Below are 22,803 nucleotides of genomic sequence, written 5' to 3'. Positions count from 1 at the left end.
CGGTATGGAGTTCGAACATCGGTCCGTCTTGCTGACGCCGACGGTGGAGGCGCTGTTGCCAGTGGATGGCGCGGGCCAGCCACGCCGCAGCGGTGTGTTTGTCGATGGCACTTTCGGCCGGGGCGGGCATAGCCGTGAATTGTTGTCGCGGCTGGATGGCGATGCGCGCCTGGTGGTGTTCGACAAGGACCCCCAGGCCATTGCCGTTGCGCGTGAATTGGCAGCGGCCGACCCGCGCGTCACGGTGGTGCACGACGGTTTCGCCACTATGCCGGATGCGTTGGCAGAGTTGGGCATCGCCCAGGTGGACGGCGTCATGCTTGATCTGGGGGTTTCCTCGCCGCAGATCGACGACGCCGAGCGCGGTTTTTCGTTCATGCGGGATGGCCCGCTGGACATGAGGATGGACACGTCGCGCGGCTTGACCGCCGCGCAGTGGCTGGCCGAGGCCAGCGTGGATGAGATGCGGGAGGTCATAGCAGGCTATGGCGAAGAACGGTTTGCTTTTCAGATTGCAAAAGCGGTTGCAGCGCGCCGCGAAGTACGGCCGATACTCAGCACACGCGAGCTCGCCGAGCTTGTCGCCGGCGTCGTCCGCACCCGTGAAAAAGGCCAGCATCCGGCCACCCGTACCTTTCAAGCTGTACGGATTCACATCAATCGGGAGCTCGAAGAGCTCGCGCACACCCTCCAGGCAGTTGTAGGCCTGTTGGCAACCGGTGGGAGGCTGGCTGTGATCAGTTTTCACTCGCTCGAAGACCGCATGGTCAAGCAGAGTATCGCCGCCGCCGGACAATTGGATCCGGCGCTGGCGCGCTTGCCTTTGCGCGAGAGTGAGTTGCCGCGTCCCGTGATGCGGGCGATCGGCCGCATCAAGCCCGACGATGCGGAAGTCGCGGGCAATGCACGCGCGCGTTCCGCCGTGTTGCGCGTGGCCGAGCGCACCGATGCACCCTGGCGCGCCGAGGCGGCGCCGGTGCAGCCGACTCCCCTGGCGGGCCGGCCGGCGGCTGCCCGTGGGCGAGGTAAGCGGCGATGACTCGCGTCCTGTTCGTCCTGGGCTTGTTGCTCATGCTCTCGGCCGCTTCCCTGGTGACCAGCCAGTACCAGGGGCGGCGGGCGTTCATCGAACTGGAACGCGCACGCGCCCAGGCCAACGATCTGGACCTGGAGTGGCGCCGTTTGCAACTGGAGCGTGCCGGGCTGGCGCGCAATGCCAGGGTGGATGATGTTGCAGTCAACGAACTGCAGATGGTACCGGTGGACCCCCAGCGGGCGTTGTATTTCAATGCCCCCGCTGCAGCGCAACCAGGGGGCTCATGATGCGGCGCGCTCCCTTTTTCAATAATCCGGTACTCAAGAGCAGCCTGCCCCTGTGGCGGGCTCGGCTCGTTTTTATCCTCCTGTTTCTGGGCTTCGCCGTTCTGGCCGGGCGGGCCTTGTTCCTGCAGGGCCTGTCGACCGAATTCCTGCAGCAGCAGGGCGAGCGCCGCTACGAGCGCACGCTGACGCTGCCTGCGGTGCGCGGCAAAGTGACGGACCGGCATGGCGAGGTGCTGGCGTCCAGCGTACCGGCGCGCGCCATCTGGGCCATTCCAGAGGACGCGGCCGGGGCGTCGCCCGAGAGCCTGGCGCAACTGGCCAGCCTGCTGGAAATGAATGCCACGGACATCAGTGCGCGCCTGAGCGATACCAGCCGCAATTTCGTTTACCTGAAGCGCCAGGTGCCCATGGATGTGGCCGAACAGGTCCAGGCGCTGAAGGTGCCTGGCGTGTCCCTGCAGCCGGAAATGCGTCGCTACTATCCGGAGCGCGACGTGGCGGCCCATCTGGTGGGCTTCACCAATCTGGACGGCCGAGGCCAGGAAGGCGTCGAGCTGGCGTTCGAATCCATGCTGTCGGGCAAGGACGGTAGCCGGCGCGTCATCCGTGACCGCCTGGGGCGCGTCATCGAAGACGTACGCGACATCCACCCGCCGATTGATGGCCAGGATATTCGCCTGTCCATCGACATGCGCCTGCAATTCGCCGTTTACAAGGCGCTGCAGGATGCCATGGAAGAAAACAAGGCCAAGGGCGCGGCCGCCGTCGTGCTGGACGTGCGCACCGGCGAAGTGCTGGCGCTGGTGAACCTGCCATCCTACGACCCCAACGACCGGACCGGGCTGCGCGGCGACATGCTGCGCAACCGGGCCGTGACCGATACCTTCGAGCCCGGCTCCATCATGAAGCCGTTCACCGTGGCGCTGGCGCTGGATCTCAAACGCATCAGCACCAGCAGCACCTTTGATACCGGCAATGGCCGCCTGGTCTACCAGGGCCGCACCATCAGCGACGTGAGCCGCAACGGCGTCATCACGCCGGCCGATATTCTGCGCCGCTCCAGCAACATCGGCATGACGCTGATCTCGGAGAAACTGTCGGCCCAGGAAATGTGGAGCAAGTTCACGGAACTGGGCTTTGGCCAGGCGCCCAAGATCGGCTTCCCCGGCGTGGCGGCAGGCAGTCTGCGCCCCTGGGAGCGCTGGCGCCTGATCGAGAAGGCCACCATGTCCTACGGCTATGGCCTGTCGGTGTCGCTGATGCAGGTAGCCCGAGCGTTCGCGGTGTTTGCGCGCGATGGTGACGTCGTGCCGCTGTCGCTGCTGCAACGCGACGAAGCCGTCACCGGTACGCAGATTTATACGCCTGAAACGGCCCGCAGCGTGCGCAGCATGCTGGAAGCTGCTGCAGGCGAAGACGGCGCCCGGCGGGCGCGGGTCGACGGCTACCGCGTGGCAGGCAAGAGCGGCACCGCCCGCAAAATCGTCGACGGCAAGTACAGCACCAAGCATTTCCGCAGTTCCTTCGTCGGTTTCGCGCCGGCTTCCGATCCGCGCCTGGTCGTGGCCGTCAGTATCGACGAGCCCGGCGCTGGCGCTTATTACGGCGGCCGCGTGGCCGCACCGGTGTTTTCCACCATCATGGGCCATTGCCTGCGTCTGCTGGGCGTGCGGCCGGATGCCCCTGTGGACGGACCGGTGGCAGCAGCAGGAGGCGCGCGATGAGCCAGGCGAATGTCATGAGCTTGCAGGGTATCGACAACATTCTTGGCTGGCTGCGGGCCAAGGTCGCGGCCCAGGCGGATCTGCACCTGGATTCCCGGCGCTTGCGCCGAGGCGATGTCTTCCTGGCCGTGCCGGGTGTGCGCGGCGACGGCCGTGACCATATTGCCGCCGCATTGGCGGCGGGCGCCCTGGTGCTGGCCGACACGGCGACACGCCATGCGGGCGAGCCCTGGCAGCCCGTGGCCGGTCTGGACGTGTCCCGGCTGGCCTGCGTGCCTGGCCTGAAAGGCCTGTTGGGCGAGCTGGCGCACGAATGGTATGGCCGGCCCTCGCAAGCGCTGGCCGTGGTGGCCGTAACCGGAACCAATGGCAAGACGTCCTGCGCCTACTGGATCGCCGATGCGCTCAATGGCGCCGGCATGCCCTGCGGCGTGCTCGGCACGTTGGGCATACGCTGGCCGGATGGCAGCAGCGAAGCCGGCAGCCTGACCACGCCTGACGTCGTCAGCGTGCACCGCTCCCTGGCCGCGCAACGTGCGGCCGGTGCTCAGGCAGTTGCCATGGAAGCCTCTTCCATCGGCATCGAGCAGGGCCGGATGAGCCAGGTGCAGGTGCGTGTCGCCGGCTGGACCAACCTGAGCCGCGATCACCTGGATTATCACGGTTCCATGGACGCCTACGCAGCGGCCAAGGAAGCCCTGTTCCGTTTTCCGGGCCTGCAGGCTGCGGTCATCAATCTGGATGATGCGGCTGGCCGGGCGGCCTGCGGCCGCCTGCCTGCCGGGCTGGACGTCTGGACTTACGCGCTCGCTGGCCATGCCGCAGACGCCGACCGCCCAGCCAGGCTGGCAGCGGCCATGTCTGCGGCGCAGCCGTCCGGTGACGGCCTGGCGTTCGCGCTGGAAGAGCGCCGTGCCGGCCAGGCGTCGGCGCAGGCAGCTGTCGCCAGCCAGTTGCTGGGTGAACACAATATAGAGAACATGCTGCTGGTGGCGGGCGTGCTGCGTGCGCTGGGGCTGGACCTGGCCGCCAGCGCCGCACAGCTGGAACGCCTGGCGCCGGTGCCCGGCCGCCTGGAGCGGGTACAGGCGCCCGGACTGGCTGCGGACCAGCAACCCCTGGTGGTTGTTGATTACGCCCACACGCCGGATGCGCTGGCGCGTACGGTGCAGGCGCTGGCGCCCTTGGCGCAACGCCGTGGCGGCCGCCTGCTGTGCCTGTTCGGCTGCGGCGGCGATCGCGATCCCGGCAAGCGGCCGTTGATGGCGCAGGCCGCGCTGGCGGCAGATCGGGTCATCGTGACCAGCGACAACCCGCGCAGCGAATCGCCTGAGGCCATCATCGAGCAGATCCTGGCCGGTGTGCCGGCAGATCGCCAGGTGGAAGTGCTGGCGGATCGCGCCGAAGCCATTCTGCATGCCATTTGGAGCAGCGCGCCGGCGGATGTCCTGCTGCTGGCAGGCAAGGGCCATGAAACCTACCAGGAAATCCAGGGCCTGCGCCATGTCTTCGATGACAGGGAATGGGCGCGGCTGGCGTTGTGGTGGGGAACAGGCCGCGATGCGGCGATAGATGCCCGCAAGCTGGCGGCCGGTGAAGTTTTCGTGGCGCTGGCTGGCGAACGTGCCGATGGTCACGCTTTCGTGGCGCAGGCCGAGGCGGCGGGTGCCGCCGCTGCGCTGGTGGCGCATCCGGTGGCGGACGTCGCGCTGCCGCAGTTCGTGCTGGGGGATGGCCGCGCTGCGCTGGCCCGCCTGGCCACGGCCTGGCGGCGCCGCTTTGACCTGCCCGTGATTGCCGTGACCGGCAGCAATGGCAAGACCACCACCAAGGAAATGATTGCTGCCGTCCTGGCGGCCTGGGTGGGCGAACCGGCCCGGCTGGCCACGCGTGGCAACCTGAATAACGAGCTGGGCGTGCCCATGACGCTGCTGCGCCTGCGTGCCGGCCACCGTGCCGCCGTCGTCGAGCTGGGTATGAACCATCCTGGCGAAATCGCCGTGCTGGCGGCCATGGCCCAGCCGACCGTGGCGCTGGTCAACAACGCGCAACGCGAACACCAGGAATTCATGAAGTCGGTCGCGGCCGTGGCGGAAGAAAATGGCGCCGTGCTGGCAGCCCTGCCGCAGAACGGCATTGCCGTTTATCCGGCCGACGATGCGCATGCCGCCGTCTGGGAGCGCCTGTCGGGCGCACGCCGCAAGCTGCGCTTTGCCTTGTCCGGCGCGGCGGAAATCCTTGCCTGCGCGCCGCAGCTCACGCCGGCTGGCGTCGAAGCCACGGTGCGCCTGCCGGAGGGCGCGGCGTTGGCGCTGGCCACCGCCGTTCCCGGCCTGCACAACCTGCGTAACGCTCTGGCAGCGCTGGCCTGCACGCTGGCGGTCGGCGTGCCGGTGGATACCGCCGTGCAGGCCCTGCATGCGTTTTCTCCGGTGGCAGGCCGCATGCAGGCGCGCCGCCTGGCTGCTGGTGTCTGGCTGATCGACGACAGCTATAACGCCAACGCCGATTCGGTACGTGCCGCCATCGACGTGCTGGCCAGCGTGCCAGGCCCCAGGGTGCTGGTGCTGGGAGACATGGGTGAAGTGGGCGATCAGGGCCAGGCCATGCACGAGGAAGTGGGGGCGTATGCCGCCGGCCGGGGTGTGGACGTACTGGTTGCCATGGGAGAGTTGTCGCGCCGGGCTGTCACAGCCTTCGGCGCTGGTGCAGTCTGGGTGGATGCCACGGAGGCGGCGATGACGGCAGTGCGTGCCGCACAGCCTGCCGTGGTGCTGGTGAAGGGATCGCGTTTCATGCACATGGAAAAAATCGTGGCGGCTTGCGTCGCCGAATGGGATAACGGGGAGGCCGGGCATCATGCTGCTTGAACTGGCGCGCTGGCTTTCCGACCATCACTTCCGCGCGTTCGGCGTGTTTGAATACATCACGCTGCGCGCGGTGCTGGCCGCCGCTACGGCATTGTTCATCGGCCTGCTCGCGGGGCCGGCGGTCATCCGCAAGCTGACCGCGATGAAGATCGGGCAGGCCGTGCGCAGCTACGGCCCCCAAACTCACCTGGTCAAGACCGGTACGCCCACCATGGGCGGCGTGCTGATCCTCATCGGCATCGGCGTGAGCACGCTGCTTTGGGCCGACTGGGCCAACCGTTTTGTCTGGGTCGTGCTGCTGGTTACCTTCGGTTATGGCTGGATCGGTTGGGCGGACGATTATCGCAAGGTGGTGCACCGTGATCCCGAAGGCATGCCGGCGCGCCAGAAGTTTTTCTGGCAGGCGCTGATCGGCGGCGTGGCGGCGGTGTATCTCGCATTCGCCGTGTCCGTGCCGGCGAATATGGAAATCTGGCCGCTGTTCAAGGCCTGGGTCATGAGCGGCTTCACGATGGCGCTGCCCGACCAGGCCGACCTGATCGTGCCGTTCTTCAAGAGCGTCAGCTATCCGCTGGGCGTGTTCGGCTTCGTCATCCTGACCTGGCTGGTCATCGTCGGTACCAGCAATGCAGTGAATCTCACGGACGGCCTGGATGGCCTGGCCATCATGCCGACCGTGATGGTCGGAGCGGCGCTGGGCGTGTTCGCCTATGTGGTGGGCCGCGTCGACTATTCCAAATATCTGCTGTTCCCGTATATCCCGGGTGCCGGCGAGCTGATGGTGCTGTGTGCCGCGCTGGCCGGGGCGGGCCTGGCATTCCTGTGGTTCAACACCTATCCGGCCCAGGTTTTCATGGGCGACGTCGGCGCGCTGGCGCTGGGCGGGATGCTGGGCGCAATCGCCGTGGTGGTGCGCCAGGAAATCGTGCTGTTCATCATGGGCGGCGTCTTCGTCGTCGAAACCCTGTCGGTCGTGTTGCAGGTGGGCTGGTTCAAGTACACCAAGCGCAAGTACGGCCAGGGGCGGCGCCTGCTGCGCATGGCCCCGCTGCATCACCATTTTGAAGTTGGTGGCTGGAAGGAAACGCAGGTTGTCGTGCGTTTCTGGATCATCACCATCATGCTGGTCCTGGTTGGACTCTCTACCCTGAAACTGCGATGAATACCCTGCAAGCTTCCTCTTCGGCAGACGCCCGCACCCTGGTCCTCGGACTGGGTGAGACGGGTGCGGCGGCAGCGCGCTGGCTGGCCCGTCAGGGCCAGCGGTTGCGCATTGCCGATACGCGGGAAGCGCCGCCGGGCCTGGAGGCCTTGCGCGCCGCGCTGGATGGCGCGGCGGTGGAGTATTGCCTGGGCCAGGGGCTGCCTGCCTCCTTGCTCGATGGCGTGCAGCAACTGGTGCTGAGCCCCGGACTGGCGCCGGGCCAGGCGCCAGTCAGCGGCCTGCTTGCCGAGGCTGGCGTGCGCGGTGTGGAAATCGTGGGCGAGATCGAACTGTTCGCCCGCGCCCTGGCGGCGCTGCGCGAAGAGCGCGGCTATGCGCCCAGCCTGCTGGCCGTGACCGGCACCAATGGCAAGACAACGGTGACGTCCCTGACGCGCCATCTGCTGGAAGCGGCGGGCATGAGCGCCCGTGCCGCCGGTAATATCAGTCCCGCCGCGCTGGGCGCGCTGGCGCAGGCGCTCGACGAAGATGCGCTGCCGCAGGCCTGGGTGCTGGAACTGTCCAGTTTCCAGTTGGAGACCACACGCAGCCTGCAGGCCGATGCCGCCGTGGTCCTCAACGTGACCCAGGATCACCTGGACTGGCATGGCGGCATGGATGCCTATGCGGCAGCCAAGGCGCGTCTTTTCGAGCAGGCCCGCATCAAGATCGTCAACCGCGAGGATGCCCTGGTATGCGGCATGGTTCCTGGCCTGACGCGTACCGACGTGCGCAGCTTCGGCCGTGGCGAACCCTCGCTGGCGGGCGACATGGGCCTGGTTTCGGTCCAGGATATCGTGTGGCTGGTTGCCAGCGAGAGCACGGATTTCGACGAACCCGCGCCGGCCTCGTCGCGCCGAGCCAAAGGGCCGCAGCCCGAGCCGCAACGCCAGCCCGGCCGCGATAGCCGCCTGATGCCGGTGGATGCGCTGCGCCTGCGCGGCCTGCACAATGCCCTCAATGTCCAGGCAGCCCTGCTGCTGGCGCGCAGCCTGGGCCTGCCGTGGGCGCCGCTGTTGCGTGCCGCCGGGCTGTATGAAGGCGAACCGCACCGCATGGCCTTCGTACGCAACATTGCCGGCGTCGATTTCATCAACGACAGCAAGGGCACCAATGTCGGTGCCACGCTGGCAGGGCTCGACGGGCTGTCTCAACCTGTGGTTCTGATCGCGGGCGGCCAGGGCAAGGGCCAGGATTTCACTGAACTGGCACAGCTGGTGGCGCGCCGCGCACGTGCGGTTGTGCTGATCGGTCAGGATGCTTCCATTATTGATGCAGCGCTGCGCGAGCAGGGTGTGCAGGCACTGCATGCCGGCTCGATGGATGAAGCCGTGCGCGCCGCATTCGCCCAGGCGCAGAGCGGCGACGCGGTGCTATTGTCGCCAGCGTGCGCCAGCCTGGACATGTTCAAGGGCTATCCGCAGCGCGGCCAGGCGTTTGCCGATGCGGTGCGTGAACTGGCGCTGGATAACGGGGAGGTCGCATGAGCCTGCTGGATGGCGTGAGCAGCAGTGTCAACGCCGTGCGTCCTGGACGCACGCGCATGCGCGGCTTCGACCTGCCCCTGGTGGTCGTGGCGATCGCGCTGCTGCTGTTCGGCCTGTTGATGGTGTATTCCGCCTCGATCGCGCTGGCGGATGGGCCGCGCTACGCCAGCTACGGGCGCTATTACTTTGTGATCCGCCATGGCATGTTCCTGCTGATCGGCCTGGTGGCGGGCGCGCTGGTTCTGACAGTGACAATGCAGTCCTGGCAGCGGCTGTCCGTGCCGCTGTTTATCGGTTCCATCCTGTTGCTGGTTGCGGTGCTGATCCCCGGTATCGGGCGCGAGGTCAACGGCGCCTACCGCTGGCTGCCGCTGGGGCCGCTGAATTTCCAGCCGTCGGAACTGATGAAGTTCGCGATCGTGCTGTTTGCTGCCGATTACACGGTGCGCAAGCAGGAGCACATGCAGAATATCGTGCGCGGTTTCGTCCCGATGGCGCTGGTTATCGCGCTGGTCGGCATGCTGCTGCTGCTGGAGCCCGACCTGGGCGCCTTCATCGTGGTCGTGGCAATTGCCGTCGGCATCCTGTTCCTGGGCGGCATTGACGGCCGCCTGTTCTCCGCGCTGGTCGCGGTCATGGTGTCGCTGTTCTTTGCGCTGATCTGGCTGGCGCCCTGGCGCCGGGCGCGCCTGTTCGCCTATCTCGACCCGTGGAACCCGGACAATGCCTATGGCAGCGCCTACCAGTTGTCGCATTCGCTCATTGCCCTCGGGCGCGGCGAGTGGTTGGGCGTGGGCCTGGGGGCCAGTGTCGAAAAGCTGCACTACCTGCCGGAAGCGCATACCGACTTCATCGTGGCAGTGATCGGTGAGGAACTTGGTTTTGTCGGCGTGTTCCTGGTGATTGCCGGGTTTGTCATCGTGCTGCAGCGCGGTTTCGAGATCGGCCGGCAGGCCATCGCCATGGACCGCACGTTCAGCGGCCTGGCTGCGTTGGGCGTGTCCTTGTGGTTCGGCGTGCAGGCTTTCATCAATATGGGTGTTTGCCTGGGCCTGCTGCCCACCAAGGGCCTGACACTGCCGCTAGTGAGCTATGGCGGCTCCGGCCTGGTCATGAATATCTGCGCCATTGCGCTGATGATCCGAGTGGACATCGAAAATCGCATCCTGATGCGGGGAGGACGGACATGAGCCGGGCCCCCGTTCTATTGGTCATGGCTGGCGGTACCGGCGGCCACATCATGCCCGGCCTGGCCGTGGTGGAAGTGCTGCGCGCCAAGGGCTGGCAGGTGTACTGGCTGGGCGACCCGGACAAAATGGAAGGCCGCCTGGTGCCGCCCAGTGGCATCGAATTGCTGCCGCTGCGCTTTTCCGGCCTGCGCGGCAAGGGCGTCGGCGCCATGCTGAAGCTGCCGTTCCTGCTGCTGAGCGCGCTGTGGCGCGCCTGGAAGATTTTTTCCCAAGTGCGGCCGGACGTGGTACTGGGCATGGGCGGTTATGTCACCTTCCCGGGCGGCGTCGTGTCCGCGCTGCGGCGCGTGCCGCTGGTGCTGCATGAACAGAATGCCGTGGCCGGCATGAGCAACAAGGCATTGGCACGGTTGGCGAAGACCGTGCTGCTGGGCTTCCCCGGCGCGATTCGGGGCGCCGAGGCCGTGGGTAACCCGGTGCGCGCCGCGATTGCAGCCCTGCCTGCGCCCGGCGAGCGTGCCGCCGGCCGTGAAGGCCCGCTGCGCCTGCTGGTGGTGGGCGGCAGCCTGGGCGCGGCCGCGCTCAATCACCTGATTCCGCAGGCGTTGGCGCTGATGGTGCCGGGCCAGCGGCCCAAGGTCGTCCATCAGGCAGGCAGCGCTCATATCGACAACCTGCGTGCCGGCTACGCCGCCGCAGGCATTGAAGCCGAATGCGTGGCCTTCATTGATGACATGGCGGCGGCCATGGGGCAGGCCGACCTGATCATCTGCCGTGCCGGCGCCATGACGGTGGCCGAAGTGGCGGCTGCGGGCGTGGCGGCCTTGTTCGTGCCTTTCCCGCATGCCGTCGATGACCACCAGACCATGAATGCGCGCTATCTCAGCGACCATGGTGCGGCCTGGCTGCAACAGCAGTCGGCGTTGAGCGCGCCGGGCATGGCCAATTGGCTGGCCGAACGAAACAGGGCTGAATTGCTGCAAGTCGGCGAGAAGGCCAGAACCTATGCGTTGCCGGATGCGGCCGCGCAAATTGCCATTCGCTGCGAGCGGGTGGCTCGAAGGCAAGAACAATGAAACACCGTATCCAACACATCCACTTCGTCGGTATCGGCGGATCGGGCATGAATGGCATCGCCGAGGTGCTGCTCAACCTCGGCTATACGGTGAGCGGTTCGGATCTGCGCAGCTCCGCCGTGACGGAGCGCCTGGCGGCGCAAGGCGCCAGCATCCATATCGGCCATGCGGCCGAGCATGTCGGCCAGGCCGACGCCATCGTGACGTCTACGGCTGTCTCGGGCGACAACCCGGAAGTGCTGGCAGCGCGTGCGGCGGGCATTCCTGTCGTGCCGCGTGCCGTGATGCTGGCTGAACTGATGCGCCTGAAGCGCGGCATTGCCGTCGCCGGCACGCACGGCAAGACCACGACGACCAGCCTGGTAGCCAGCATCCTGGCTGCCGCCGGCCTGGACCCCACGTTTGTCATCGGCGGCCGGCTCAATTCCGCCGGCGTCAATGCGCGCCTGGGGCAGGGTGAGTTCATCGTGGCAGAAGCGGACGAGTCCGATGCTTCTTTCCTCAACCTGATGCCGGTGATGGCGATCGTCACTAACATCGACGCAGATCACATGGACACCTACGGTCATGATCTGGCGCGGTTGAAGCACGCCTTCATCGAGTTCACCCAGCGCCTGCCGTTCTACGGCAGCGCCATTCTGTGCGTGGACGATGCCAATGTGCGCGAGATCGTGCCCTTCGTGTCGCGCCCCGTCACCACCTACGGTTTCGGTGAAAACGCCCAGGTGCGCGCCGAGAACATGCGCACCGATGGTGTGCGCATGCGCTTTGATGTGCTGCGCCGCGACCGCAAGGGTGTCGTGTTGCCGCGCATGGAGATCGTACTCAACCTGCCGGGCCGCCACAACGTGCTCAACGCGCTGGCCGCGATTGCCGTGGCGACCGAGCTGGGCGTGGCCGACAGCGTGATGGTGCAGGCGCTGGCCGATTTCAACGGCGTAGGCCGACGCTTCACCCATATCGGCGACTTCCCGGTGCCGGAAGAGCGCGGCGGCGGCAGTTTCACGGTGATCGACGATTACGGCCATCACCCGGTGGAAATGGCGGCGACGCTGGCGGCAGCTCGGGGGGCCTGGCCGGAGCGTCGCATCGTGCTGGCCTTCCAGCCGCACCGCTATACCCGCACGCGGGATTGTTTCGAGGATTTCGTCAAGGTATTGAGCGACGCGGACGCCGTGTTGCTGACGGAGGTTTATGCCGCCGGTGAAGAGCCGCTGGTCGCGGCCGACGGCCGGGCGCTGGCGCGCGGCCTGCGGGTTGCGGGCCGGGTCGAGCCGGTGTTCGTGGAGGATGTGGAGGAACTGCCGCAGGCCATCCGCGATTTCGTGCGTGGCGGAGACGTTGTGATTGTCATGGGCGCGGGGTCCATCAGCCGGGTGCCGGCGCGTATAGGAGAACAAGAATGAGCATGGAATTCGGCAAGGTCGGGGTGTTGTATGGTGGCCGTTCGGCGGAGCGCGAAGTTTCCCTGATGTCCGGGCAGGGGGTGTATGACGCGCTGCGTTCGCGTGGCGTCGACGCGCACCTGTTCGATACCGGCAAGCACACGCTGGCAGAACTGGCGCATGCAGGCTTTGACCGCGTGTTCATCGCGCTGCATGGCCGCTACGGCGAGGACGGCACGCTGCAGGGCGCGCTGGAACTGCTGGGCATTCCCTATACCGGCAGCGGTACGCTGGCTTCAGCGCTGGCCATGGACAAGGTCATGACCAAGCGCATCTGGGTGAACGAAGGGCTGCCCACGCCGCTCTACGCCGAACTGGATGACGACAGCGACCTGGATGCCGTCGTGGCCGAGCTGGGCCTGCCGATTTTCGTCAAGCCGCCGCATGAAGGTTCGACGCTGGGCGTGACCAAGGTGGAACACGCCTCGCATTTGCCGGCTGCCGTGCAGTTGGCTTCGCGCTACGAAGAAAAGGCGCTGGCGGAGAAATTCGTCGACGGCCGTGAGCTGACGGTCGCGGTGCTGGGCAGTGGCGCCCAGGCGCGCGCCCTGCCGGTCATCGAGATCCGCGCGCCGCAAGGCAACTACGACTTTCAGAACAAGTACTACTCGGACGAAACCCAATACATCTGCCCGGCCGATCTGCCGAACGCGCTGACGGCCGAGATCCGCAGCCTGGCCGAGCGCGCCTTCCGCGTGCTGGGTTGCGAAGGTTGGGGCCGGGTCGACGTGATGCTGGACCGCCAGGATCGTCCCTGGCTGTTGGAGATCAATACCTCGCCCGGCATGACCGGGCATTCGCTGGTTCCCATGGCAGCTCGCGCCGAGGGAATTGATTATGCCGAACTGTGCGTCCGCATCCTGGCAGGGGCGTCCCTGAAGGTGCATGGGCACCGCCAGGCCTGAGCGTACTAGACAGGAACAATATCCGTGTGGAATGACGCCCGTTTCCTCAATGTGATCGCCAACGCGCTGGCCGTGCTGGCCGCCGCCGTGTTGCTGGTGGCCGGCGTGCTGTGGCTCGTGCAGCGTCCGGTGTTTGCGCTGACGGCCATTGAGCTGGAATCGGCCGCCCAGGAGGAACCCCTGTCCTACGTGACACCGGAGGGCGTGCGGTCCGCGATTGCGGGTCGCTTGCATGGCAATTTCTTTACGCTGGACCTCGACGAGGCGCGCCAGGTGCTGGAATCCGCACCCTGGGTGCGGCGGGCGAGCGTACAGCGAGTCTGGCCGGGCACGATCAAGGTCAGTATCGAGGAACAGCAGCCGCTGGCCTTCTGGAACGAAAACCAGATGATCAACACCTGGGGCGAAGTATTCACCGCCAACCTGGGCGAACTGGCCGACGACGAAGAGTTGCCGCGCCTGCTGGGCCCGGAAGGCACCGAAAGCCTGGTGGTGCAGCGTTATGCAGAGCTGGCGCGCTGGTTTGCGCCGCTGTCCCTGCAGGTGCGCCGCATCGAGCTTAGCCCGCGCTATGCCTGGATGGTCGATCTGTCGGATGGCATGACGCTCAATCTGGGCCGGGACCCGGGCGCGGATGCGCCTGACCCCCACGGCCTGCCTGGCGCATTGCCTTTCGCCGCACGTATTCAGCAGTTTGTTCAGGTCTGGCCCGACGTGGTCCGACGGCTCGAAGGCCGTGCCGTCAAAGAGGCGGATCTGCGTTATCCCAACGGGTTTGCGCTGACGCTGGCCGAACTTCCCAATAATTCTCTTCGTAAGACACATTGAAGCCATGACCCGAGACATCAAGGATCTCATCGTTGCCCTGGATATCGGCACCAGTAAAGTGGTGGCGGTAGTGGCCGAAATCTTGCCCCAAGGGGGCTTTGAAGTGCTGGGCCTGGGGCAGCACGAATCGCACGGCATGCGCAAGGGCGTGGTCGTGAACATCGAAACCACGGTGAACTCCATCCAGCGCGCGCTGGAGGAAGCCGAGCTGATGGCGGATTGCAAGATCCGTGACATCTATGCGGGCATCGCCGGCAGCCATATCCGCAGCTTCAATTCCAGCGGCATGGTGGCGGTGAAGGACAAGGAAGTCACCGCGACCGACGTGGCGCGGGTCATCGAGACGGCCAAGGCGGTGAATATCCCCACCGACCAGCAGGTGCTGCACGTGCTGACCCAGGAATTCATCGTCGACGGCCAGGAAGATATCCGCGAGCCCATCGGCATGAGTGGCCTGCGCCTGGAAGTGCGCGTGCATATCGTCACCGGTGCCGTCAGCGCTGCCCAGAACATCATCAAGTGCGTGCGCCGCTGCGGCCTGGAAGTGCAGGACTTGATCCTGCAGCCGCTGGCCTCCAGCCTGGCCTGCCTGACGCCCGATGAAAAGGAACTGGGCGTGGTGCTGGTGGATATCGGTGGCGGCACGACCGACATCGCCATCTTCACCGGCGGTGCGATTCGCCACACGGCCGTGGTGCCGGTGGCGGGCGACCAGATCACCAATGACATCGCCGCCATGCTGCGCACGCCGACGCCTGATGCCGAAGAAATCAAGCTGCGCTACGGCGTGGCCAAGCAGGTGCTGGCCAATGCCGACGAGACCGTGGAAGTGCCGGGCCTGGGTGACCGTGGCTCGCGCCTGGTCAAGCGCCAGGCGCTGGGCGCAGTCATCGAGCCGCGCGTGGAAGAGCTGTTTTCGCTGGTGCAGCGCGTGGTGCGCGAATCTGGCTACGAAGACCTGCTGGCCTCGGGCGTGGTGCTGACCGGCGGTTCGTCGCTGATGCCGGGCATGGTCGAGCTGGCCGAGGATGTGTTCCTCAAGCCGGTGCGAGTTGCCGTCCCCGATTACCAGGGCAGCCTGGCCGACGTGATGCGCAATCCGCGTTTCTCGACGGTCATGGGCCTGTTGGCCGAAGCGCGCACCCAGCGCCTGCGCGGCCACAAGGTGGCGCAGCAGCGCGGCAGCTTCCAGCAGGTGCTGGCGCGCATGCGCGAGTGGTTCATGCATTGATATTCGTACCGGCTGCCAGGGTTGCAGGCGGCCGGAAGGTTCGTGGCACAGCGCGGTTGCCGTGCCATTCATATGTTGTAGAGGGTAGTTGTTTATTTTCTTTAGACTTGTGAGGGAGTCTTGTCATGATCAATTTCGAACTTGTGGATACCAACCCCAGCGGGACCGTCATTAAGGTTGTGGGCGTCGGGGGCGCGGGCGGCAATGCCATCGCGCACATGATCCGTTCCAATGTGCAGGGCGTGGAATTCATCAGCGCCAACACGGACGCGCAGGCATTGGTGACCAGCCAGGCCCCGGTGCAGATCCGCCTGGGCCGCACCGGCCTGGGCGCCGGCGCCAAGCCCGAGCAAGGCCGTGCTGCTGCCGAAACCGCACGCGAGGAAATCCGCGCTGCGCTCAACGGCGCGCATATGGTCTTCATCACCGCCGGCATGGGTGGCGGCACCGGTACCGGCGCTGCTCCGGTGGTGGCCGAAGTGGCCAAGGAACTGGGCATCCTGACGGTTGGCGTCGTGACCAAGCCATTTGGTTTCGAAGGCGCGCGCCGCCTGAAATCGGCTGAGGAAGGCATCCGCGAACTGTCGCGCCATGTCAATTCGCTGATCGTGGTGCTCAACGAGAACCTGTACGACCTGATGGATGAAGACGCGACGCAGGACGACTGCTTCCGCGCCGCCGACGACGTGCTGCACAATGCTTGCGCCGGCATCGCCGAAATCATCAATGTCGAAGGTAACGTCAACGTCGACTTCGAAGACGTCAAGACCATCATGGGCGAGCAAGGCCAGGCCATGATGGGGACTGCCGTCGCCAGCGGCCCGGACCGCGCCCGCGTTGCCGCCGAGCAGGCCATTGCTTGCCCGCTGCTGGAAGGCGTGGACCTGCATGGCGCGCGTGGCGTGCTGGTGAACATCACCGCCAGCCGTTCGTTGAAGATGCGTGAAACCCGCGAAATCATGGAAATCATCCGTGGCTATGCCGCTGAAGATGCCACCGTGATCTTCGGTAACGCCTACGATGAAACCATGGGCGACGATCTGCGCGTGACCGTGGTGGCCACCGGCCTGGGAAAGCAGGCGCAAAGCGGCCCGCAACTGGTGCCTGAACCTGCCGAGGCGCTGCGCACCGGTACCGATGATTACTTCATCGGTGGCGCGAACATGCCCATGGGCGGCTATGGCAACGATCTGCAGGTTCCGACCGTGATGCGCAATCCGCGCGGCCAGGCTACTGCCCAAGTGCGGGCGATGGAGTCTGCCGGTATGGAGCATCTGGATATTCCGGCTTTCTTGCGCAAGCAGGCGGATTGAACCGGCTGAAAAACCAGACCGCTAGACCCTCTCTCTCACAGTAAACCCGTCTCCTGGCGGCCTTCGGGCCGCCGGGAGGCAGGGCGGACGGCGCCTTTAACGGGCAGGCCGGCGAGCGTGCACCTCTACCACGCAAGCCGGTCTGCCGAGCGTCGTCCGCCCTTTTTGTTTTAGCGTTCGCTTTTTTGCCAAATTTCGGGAAAAACAGGCATTCGTCATGTTGCGGGCTGCTGGGCGGCCGTCACGGACGGGCGCCGGGCCGCATTTCGATCACGAAGCGGCTGCCCTGGCCGGGGCGCGAATGCAGGCGCAGGTGCCAGCCCTGGTGGCGGCAGATGCGCTGCACCATGGAAAGCCCCAGGCCCAGATTGCCTTCGGGGCGGCCGTCGCTGGTATCGCCGCGCACGAATGGCGAGAACAGCGCTTCCTGCAGGTCCTGCGCGATGCCAGGGCCGTCATCGCACACTTCCAGCCAGTCCCAGCCATGGGAAATGCGCACTTCTGCGCCGCTGCCGGCATATTGCAGGGCGTTGCGGATCAGGTTGGAGAGCACGCTGCGCAACAGGGGCACCGGGTAGCCGGGGGCGCCGGGCGCGGCGCTGGAGCCGCTGTCCAGGCGCAAATGGATGCCGCGCCGCTCGGCCTGCGGCTGCCAGGCCTGCCATTGTTCCTGCGCCAGGTTGTGCAGGGGCGCGTGCGGGAAGGCGGCACCGTCCTGGCGGCCGCGTGCCAGCATCAGGTAGACATCCACCCGTTGTTGCATGTCTTGCAGCGCATCCTCTATCCGGGCCACGCGGGTACGGGTGGCATCGTCCAGGGCCGGGTCTGCCGCCAGCAATTCGCAGGTGCTCAGTCCGCTCATCAGCGGCGTGCGCAGTTCATGCCCGACATCCGCCGTGAATAGCCGTTCCCGCAGCAGGGCCTCTTCCAGCGCGTTGTAGGCGGCGTCGAATGCCGTGGCAAGCTGGCCGATTTCATTGCCTGGATACTGCGTTGCCAGCTGGGTCCCGGGTGGCAGTTCACTGCGCCGCTGTACATCGCGCGACAGGCGTTCAATGGGGCGGATCACGCGCCGGGTTGCCAGGTAACCCAGCGCCAGCGCCAGCACGAGACTGGCGGCCAGGCACAGCAGGCCGGCGATTTCATAGATGCGCTGCGATTGCAGGTAGTCGGTGTAGTCGCGCAGCAGGATGTAGCGCTGGTCTTCTATGTCTTCCACCATGACAAGCCAGTTGCGGCCCTTGCGGTTGACCATGTGGAAGCCGGGTGGCAGGGGGCGCAGATCGTCCGGGAAGGAGGCGCTGTTTGGCTCGCCATACAGGAAGTGATTGGGCCAGCCCGGCGCGACGCCGGCTTCCAGGTCGTCGCGCAGCCGGTCGATCGCCAGGTCCATGTCGATGCGGTGGGAAATGGCTTCCAGGCGATTGAAGGCCCAGCCGGAAAGCAGGGTCAGGACACCGGCGACAGTCAGGGTCAGGGCAAGGAATCGCAGGATCAGGCTGCGTGCCAGCTGGCCGCGCAGGATTTTAGGTGTTTTCATTGGGCGCGCAATTGATAGCCGATGCCATGCACGGTATGGAGCAGGGGCTGCTCGAAGGGCTTGTCGATGACCTGGCGGATGTGGTGGATATGGGTACGCAGCGCATCGCTGTCCGGCGGGGAGTCATGCCAGAGCGCTTCTTCCAGCCGGGTGCGGTGCACCACGGCCGGGCTGTGCAGCATCAGCAGCCGCAACAGCGTGAGCGGTGCCGGCGGGAGCTTGAGCGGCGTGCCGGCGCGCTCCAGCGCCAGGGTGTCCTGATCCAGGCTGAGATCGCCGACCTTGAGGACGGAGGGCGCGGCGCTGCGCCGGCGTTGCAGCAGCGCGCGTATGCGTGCCCCCAGTTCGGCCAGCGCAAATGGCTTCACCAGGTAGTCGTCGGCGCCGGCGTCGAAGCCGGCCAGCCGGTCGTCCAGCGCGTCGCGCGCCGTCACCATGATGACGGGTATCGTGCTGCGCAGTTCGCAGCGCAGCCGGCGGCACAGCTCATAGCCGTCCATGCGCGGCAGCATCAGGTCCAGCACCACGAGATCGAATTCATCCCGGCACAGCCGTTCGTAGCCGGCCTGGCCATCGTCGGAACAGTCGACGATGTAGCCCAGGCCGGACAGGTAGTCGACGATATTGGTAAGGATGGGGGTGGTGTCTTCGATGACCAGAATGCGCATGTTTGCCTGCGATGGACGCGGTTTTGGGGCTCAGTGTTGGGCAGATCCAGTTATACCCGAGGCTGCCTCCGCCTGCCGGAAGTGTTAACGCTTTCTTGACGTCCGCTTGTTCAGAATGGAATGCGTACCGGAGGGCAGAGTGCCGGCAGCGGGGCTACCGTTGCTGGCGCTGTGCCCGTGGATGGGGAACTTCCGTGGAGGTCCGGGATGTCAGAATCATCGCTGGCCTTGCGCCAAACCGCGCTTGCCGTGTATCGCGGTGCGGCCGCCGAATTGCAGATATTCCGCCTGGCGGATCGTCATTACGTCATGAAAGCCTGGCGCGCCAAGCCTGGGGCCTCCTTGCGCGCCGGGTTCAGCGCACTGGCCTGTCTGCTGGCGTTTGGCGAGTTCGCCCGGCCATCGCGTCTGCGCCAGGGGGATATTCACTTCGAGGCCGGCCGCCTGCGTGCGCTGGCACACGGCGGCTGTGCCGTGCCCAAGGTCTATCTGGACGAAGAGCGTTTCATTGTGCTGGAGCATGTGGGGCGCTGCCTGGACGAGATTGTCCGGGGCCAGCCGCTGGCGCGGGTGGGACGCTACTACGAAGCCGCGGTCGATGACCTTGCCGCTTTTCACCGTGCAGGCTTCTGGCATGGCGGCGCGCAACTGCGCAACCTGACCGTGCGCGACGGCCGGCTGTACCGCATAGATTTCGAAGAGCGCTTCGGCGCCGCGCTGTCCCACGGCCTGGCAGCGGCCTATGACCTGTTCCTGCTGCTGGGCGATATCCTGTGGCGCCTGGAACCCGATGAAGTCGTGCCGACTGGCAGGGCCTTGTTGCGGCGCTATTTTTCGCGGGCCGGCGCGCAAGGCGCCGATGCGGGTGCCTTGCTGCGCCTGGACAAACTGCTGGCGCCGGTACGCGGGCTGGCTCGCATCGTGCCCGCCCGCCTGCGGGAAAAGCGCGATGTGCGGCGTGTGGCGCGTTTCGCCGCGGTGCTTCGGGACTGGTGCACCCATGAGCGCACCGCGGTGCTGAACTGAGTCCGGCCGTTTTCAGGTCATTTCCTGGCTGTTCCCTGGCCGCTGCCTAACGGCGCCGGCTTTCGTATTCGCTCAGAATGCGGCTGGCCCGCTCGCCCACTTGCGCTTCCCAGGCCCGCACCACGGGCTGGTTGGCCTGGCCCAGTGCGGCGGCCAGTTCAGGGGCGGGAACCTCGATCACCTGCATGCCGTTGTCTGCCAGTTGCTGGTATTTGGCCTGCAGGTTCGCTGCGATCTGGTGCTTGCGCCAGGCCTGTGTATCCTGCGCCGCCTGATGCAGGACGGCGCGCAGGTCTTCCGGCAGCGCCAGGTACGCATCGCGATTCATGTGCACGAAGGTCAGCGGCATGGCGTAGTTGATCTGGGTGAACACTTTGGTGTAGTCCCACAGCCGGATCGAGGCGCCGCCGTCGGCGCCGGTCAGGACAGCGCTGACACCGCCGGTCGCCAGCTGCGGCACCAGATCGGCCCATGAGATCACCAGTGGCGCAGCACCTACCTGTTGCAGCAGGCGGGTGCCGGTGGCGTCGTAGGTCCGGATCTTTAACTGTTGCAGGTCGGCCAGCGAGTTGATAGGCCGGGAGGCCCAGATGCCCGAGGGGTCGACCCAGCCTGCGTGCAGCAGTATCTGGTTGTGCTTTTCGAAGAAAGCCTTGTAGTGCGGCATGGCGATATCTAGCAGCAGTTGCGCATCGTCGAAGTCGCGTGCCAGGAAGGGCAGGGAACTGAGCAGGAACAGCGGGTCGAAGCCGGCCAGCGTGCCGCTGACGGTGGTGGCGATGGGGGCGGCGCCACGGCCCACGACCTGGAAGTGGTCGCGTTCCCGGTAGCCCAGCGCGGCGCCTGGGTGCAGGTGGATTTTCAGGCGTCCGCCGCTCAATTCAGCGACGCGGTCGCGATAGAACACGTCGGCTTTGGTGTTGACGGAATTGGTGCCGTACTCCGATGACTGGTCCAGCGCATGGACAGGTGCAACCGGGTTGGCCTGGACGGCGGCGCAGGCCAGCATCAGGCAGGCGGCGATGAATTTTCTGGTGAACATACCGGCCTCTTATTTATTGAAGATCAGGTCAGGCAGGAACAGGGCGATCTGCGGGAAGTAGCACAGCAGGAAGACGGCGAAGCACATCACCAGGAAATAGGGGATGCTGTAGCGGATCAGCGTGCCCATGGGCGTGTCGCTGAGCGACTTGATCACCATCAGGTTGAAGCCGACCGGCGGCGTGATCTGGCCGATTTCCACCATGATGATCATGTAGATGCCGAACCAGACGGGGTCTATGCCCAGCACCTTGATGATGGACAGAAAGATCGGCAGCGTCATGACGATGATGGACACCCCATCGAGCACCAGGCCGATTGCCAGGAAGAACAGCGACGTCAGCAGCAGGAAGCCGCCGATGCTAAGCTGGCTGTCGGAAATGCGCTGGGCGATTTCCGCCGGAATGTGCAGGTAGGCAAAGGTGGTGGACATCAGCGTTGCGGCCAGGATGACGCCCAGGATCATCACGCTGGTCAGCAGCGTGTCACGCAGCGAGGCAATGATGTTTTCCAGGGTCAGGCAGCGGGTGCAGAGCGCATAGACCAGAACGCTCAGCACGCCGATGGCGGCAGCCTCGGAGGGCGTGGCCCAGCCGGCGTAGATGGAGCCCAGCACGAAGCCGATGATGAGCGTCAGCGGCACCAGCTTGAGCACATTGCGCCAGCGCCCTTCCTCGGCCAGCTGGGCGAGCATGGCCGGGTCCTGGCTCTGGCTGGCATGGCCGGGTTCCATCTCGCCGCGGACCAGCGAATAGACGATGATGTAGAGCGAAAACAGGCCGGCCAGCATCAGGCCCGGCAGGATGCCGGCGGCGAACAGCCTGTCGATCGGGGCTTCGGCCAGCACCCCATAGACGATCATGACGATGGATGGTGGGATCAGCAGCCCCAGGCTGCCAGCGCCGGCCAACCCGCCCAGGCAGATGGACTGGCGGTAGCCGCGCCGGGCCAGTTCGGTGACCGTGATCTTGCCCACGGTGGCGGTGGTTGCCGCGCTGGAGCCGCAGATCGACGCAAAGACGGTGCAGCCGATGATGTTGATATGCGCCAGGCGGCCGGGAAGGTAGCGTACCAGCGGCGTCAGGCCGGCAAAAATCTCGCGTGCGATGTTGGTTTTCAGCAGCAGTTCACCCATCCAGATGAACAGTGGGATGGCGGACAGCTCCCAGGAGCCGGCGGCACGCTGCACGGTGAAAGACAGGATATTGGCGATGCGCCAGAGATCGAAGTCGACAATGAAGTACAGCGCGCCGATGGAAACCAGGAACAGACTGGCATATACCCACAGGCCCAGTCCGATCAGGACCAGAATCATGCCCAGCATGGCAAACGAAAGCAGTAAGGGATCCATGCGTGGCTCCTCAGGACCGGACGGGAGGTTGCGTCAGGGCGAGCAACAGGTCTGTCAGCAGACGCAGCAGACTGGCGCTCAGGCCGACGAGTATGGGAATCTGGGGCAGCCAGAGTGCAACGCGTGCGATGCTGGTGCTGGTGAAGCCGAAGTCCAGGTTCTCGCGGAACATGTCGATGAAGCAGACCAGGGCGAGCGCGTAGATGAAAATGGCGCCGAGGCAGCGGATGGCGATCAGCGTGCGCTGCGAGGCGCGCCCAGGCAGGAAGTGGTCGATGGTCTCGATACGGATGTGGCGGTTGCGCTGGTGCACGTAGGGCAGGCCCAGGAACACGACGGCAATCAGGGCATAACCGACGAATTCCTCCAGCACGAAGGTGGAGCGGTCCAGCGCGGAGCGCATCACGACTTCGGTGATGATGTGCAGGAAGATATAGACGATGAGCAGGCAGGCTATGCAGGCGAGCGCCCGGCACAATGCGCTGACGGCACGGTCCAGGCGGACTGCGAAGGCAGAGGAACGCATGTTGTCTCCATTGTTATTCTGGGGGCCGCCCGCGTTGCGGCGGGCGGACGGCAGC

At 65.7% G+C, this 22,803-nt stretch carries 19 protein-coding genes; 14 read left to right on the top strand and 5 right to left on the bottom strand.

What is annotated here, in order from left to right:
- The first annotated feature begins 4 nt into the window (after positions 1-4).
- The 13 genes from rsmH (at position 5) to ftsZ (ending at position 16,596) form a co-directional block, all read left to right on the top strand.
- The gene (rsmH, locus tag EV679_RS15815; RefSeq protein WP_130487713.1) at positions 5-1,039 is read left to right on the top strand and encodes a 16S rRNA (cytosine(1402)-N(4))-methyltransferase RsmH; all 1,035 of its coding nucleotides are present in this window, start codon (positions 5-7) and stop codon (positions 1,037-1,039) included.
- Positions 1,036-1,323 carry a cell division protein FtsL gene (gene ftsL / locus EV679_RS15810; protein WP_068374490.1) on the top strand — a complete coding sequence of 96 codons (288 nt, stop codon included), beginning with the start codon at positions 1,036-1,038 and terminating at the stop codon, positions 1,321-1,323. Before rsmH ends, ftsL begins: the two co-directional genes overlap by 4 nt.
- Complete coding sequence (locus EV679_RS15805) at positions 1,323-3,047, top strand: peptidoglycan D,D-transpeptidase FtsI family protein (protein WP_068374540.1); 1,725 nt, start codon at positions 1,323-1,325, stop codon at positions 3,045-3,047. The genes ftsL and EV679_RS15805 overlap by 1 nt, the downstream gene beginning before the upstream one ends.
- Positions 3,044-5,917, top strand: a complete 2,874-nt coding sequence (gene murF, locus EV679_RS15800) for a bifunctional UDP-N-acetylmuramoyl-L-alanyl-D-glutamate--2,6-diaminopimelate ligase MurE/UDP-N-acetylmuramoyl-tripeptide--D-alanyl-D-alanine ligase MurF (protein WP_130487712.1) — start codon at positions 3,044-3,046, stop codon at positions 5,915-5,917. Before EV679_RS15805 ends, murF begins: the two co-directional genes overlap by 4 nt.
- Entirely contained in the window at positions 5,907-7,079 is a 1,173-nt protein-coding gene (gene mraY / locus EV679_RS15795; protein WP_068374485.1) for a phospho-N-acetylmuramoyl-pentapeptide-transferase, read from the top strand. The genes murF and mraY overlap by 11 nt, the downstream gene beginning before the upstream one ends.
- Positions 7,076-8,608, top strand: a complete 1,533-nt coding sequence (gene murD, locus EV679_RS15790) for a UDP-N-acetylmuramoyl-L-alanine--D-glutamate ligase (RefSeq protein ID WP_130487711.1) — start codon at positions 7,076-7,078, stop codon at positions 8,606-8,608. Before mraY ends, murD begins: the two co-directional genes overlap by 4 nt.
- The gene (gene ftsW / locus EV679_RS15785; RefSeq protein WP_068374479.1) at positions 8,605-9,798 is read left to right on the top strand and encodes a putative lipid II flippase FtsW; all 1,194 of its coding nucleotides are present in this window, start codon (positions 8,605-8,607) and stop codon (positions 9,796-9,798) included. The genes murD and ftsW overlap by 4 nt, the downstream gene beginning before the upstream one ends.
- Positions 9,795-10,874 carry an undecaprenyldiphospho-muramoylpentapeptide beta-N-acetylglucosaminyltransferase gene (murG, locus tag EV679_RS15780; RefSeq protein WP_068374476.1) on the top strand — a complete coding sequence of 360 codons (1,080 nt, stop codon included), beginning with the start codon at positions 9,795-9,797 and terminating at the stop codon, positions 10,872-10,874. The genes ftsW and murG overlap by 4 nt, the downstream gene beginning before the upstream one ends.
- Positions 10,871-12,280, top strand: coding sequence for a UDP-N-acetylmuramate--L-alanine ligase (gene murC, locus EV679_RS15775; RefSeq protein ID WP_068374473.1), 1,410 nt, complete (start codon positions 10,871-10,873; stop codon positions 12,278-12,280). Before murG ends, murC begins: the two co-directional genes overlap by 4 nt.
- The gene (locus EV679_RS15770; RefSeq protein ID WP_068374470.1) at positions 12,277-13,224 is read left to right on the top strand and encodes a D-alanine--D-alanine ligase; all 948 of its coding nucleotides are present in this window, start codon (positions 12,277-12,279) and stop codon (positions 13,222-13,224) included. The genes murC and EV679_RS15770 overlap by 4 nt, the downstream gene beginning before the upstream one ends.
- Before the next feature lie 24 nt (positions 13,225-13,248).
- Positions 13,249-14,052: a cell division protein FtsQ/DivIB gene (locus tag EV679_RS15765; protein WP_068374467.1), complete on the top strand. Its 804-nt coding sequence runs from the start codon at positions 13,249-13,251 to the stop codon at positions 14,050-14,052.
- 4 nt (positions 14,053-14,056) lie between these two features.
- Complete coding sequence (ftsA, locus tag EV679_RS15760; RefSeq protein ID WP_068374464.1) at positions 14,057-15,283, top strand: cell division protein FtsA; 1,227 nt, start codon at positions 14,057-14,059, stop codon at positions 15,281-15,283.
- A 125-nt stretch (positions 15,284-15,408) separates the two neighbouring features.
- A complete protein-coding gene (ftsZ, locus tag EV679_RS15755) occupies positions 15,409-16,596 on the top strand; it encodes a cell division protein FtsZ (RefSeq protein ID WP_068374461.1) in 1,188 nt (395 codons plus the stop codon).
- Between the two features lie 241 nt (positions 16,597-16,837).
- On the opposite strand, the gene EV679_RS15750 is transcribed toward ftsZ, so the two are convergent.
- Both EV679_RS15750 and EV679_RS15745 read right to left on the bottom strand, forming a co-directional pair.
- Positions 16,838-18,136, bottom strand: a complete 1,299-nt coding sequence (locus EV679_RS15750) for a sensor histidine kinase (protein WP_068374458.1) — start codon at positions 18,134-18,136, stop codon at positions 16,838-16,840.
- Positions 18,133-18,804: a response regulator transcription factor gene (locus tag EV679_RS15745; protein ID WP_130487710.1), complete on the bottom strand. Its 672-nt coding sequence runs from the start codon at positions 18,802-18,804 to the stop codon at positions 18,133-18,135. The genes EV679_RS15750 and EV679_RS15745 overlap by 4 nt, the downstream gene beginning before the upstream one ends.
- A gap of 207 nt (positions 18,805-19,011) precedes the next feature.
- On the opposite strand from EV679_RS15745, the gene EV679_RS15740 reads away from it, so the two are divergent.
- Complete coding sequence (locus EV679_RS15740) at positions 19,012-19,830, top strand: BUD32 family EKC/KEOPS complex subunit (protein ID WP_068374453.1); 819 nt, start codon at positions 19,012-19,014, stop codon at positions 19,828-19,830.
- Positions 19,831-19,876: 46 nt separating this feature from the next.
- Here EV679_RS15740 and EV679_RS15735 read toward each other — a convergent pair whose 3' ends face one another.
- The 3 genes from EV679_RS15735 to EV679_RS15725 are packed head-to-tail and all read right to left on the bottom strand — an operon-like array spanning position 19,877 to position 22,748.
- Entirely contained in the window at positions 19,877-20,872 is a 996-nt protein-coding gene (locus tag EV679_RS15735) for a TRAP transporter substrate-binding protein (RefSeq protein ID WP_083969737.1), read from the bottom strand.
- Positions 20,873-20,881: 9 nt separating this feature from the next.
- Positions 20,882-22,222, bottom strand: coding sequence for a TRAP transporter large permease (locus EV679_RS15730; protein WP_068374450.1), 1,341 nt, complete (start codon positions 22,220-22,222; stop codon positions 20,882-20,884).
- Between the two features lie 10 nt (positions 22,223-22,232).
- A complete protein-coding gene (locus EV679_RS15725) occupies positions 22,233-22,748 on the bottom strand; it encodes a TRAP transporter small permease (RefSeq protein WP_068374447.1) in 516 nt (171 codons plus the stop codon).
- Positions 22,749-22,803 lie beyond the last annotated feature (55 nt).

Source organism: Kerstersia gyiorum, from assembly GCF_004216755.1.
Classification (GTDB): domain Bacteria; phylum Pseudomonadota; class Gammaproteobacteria; order Burkholderiales; family Burkholderiaceae_B; genus Kerstersia; species Kerstersia gyiorum.
The sequence above is the reverse complement of the archived record's forward strand: the minus strand, read 5'-3'. Positions and strand labels throughout refer to the sequence as shown.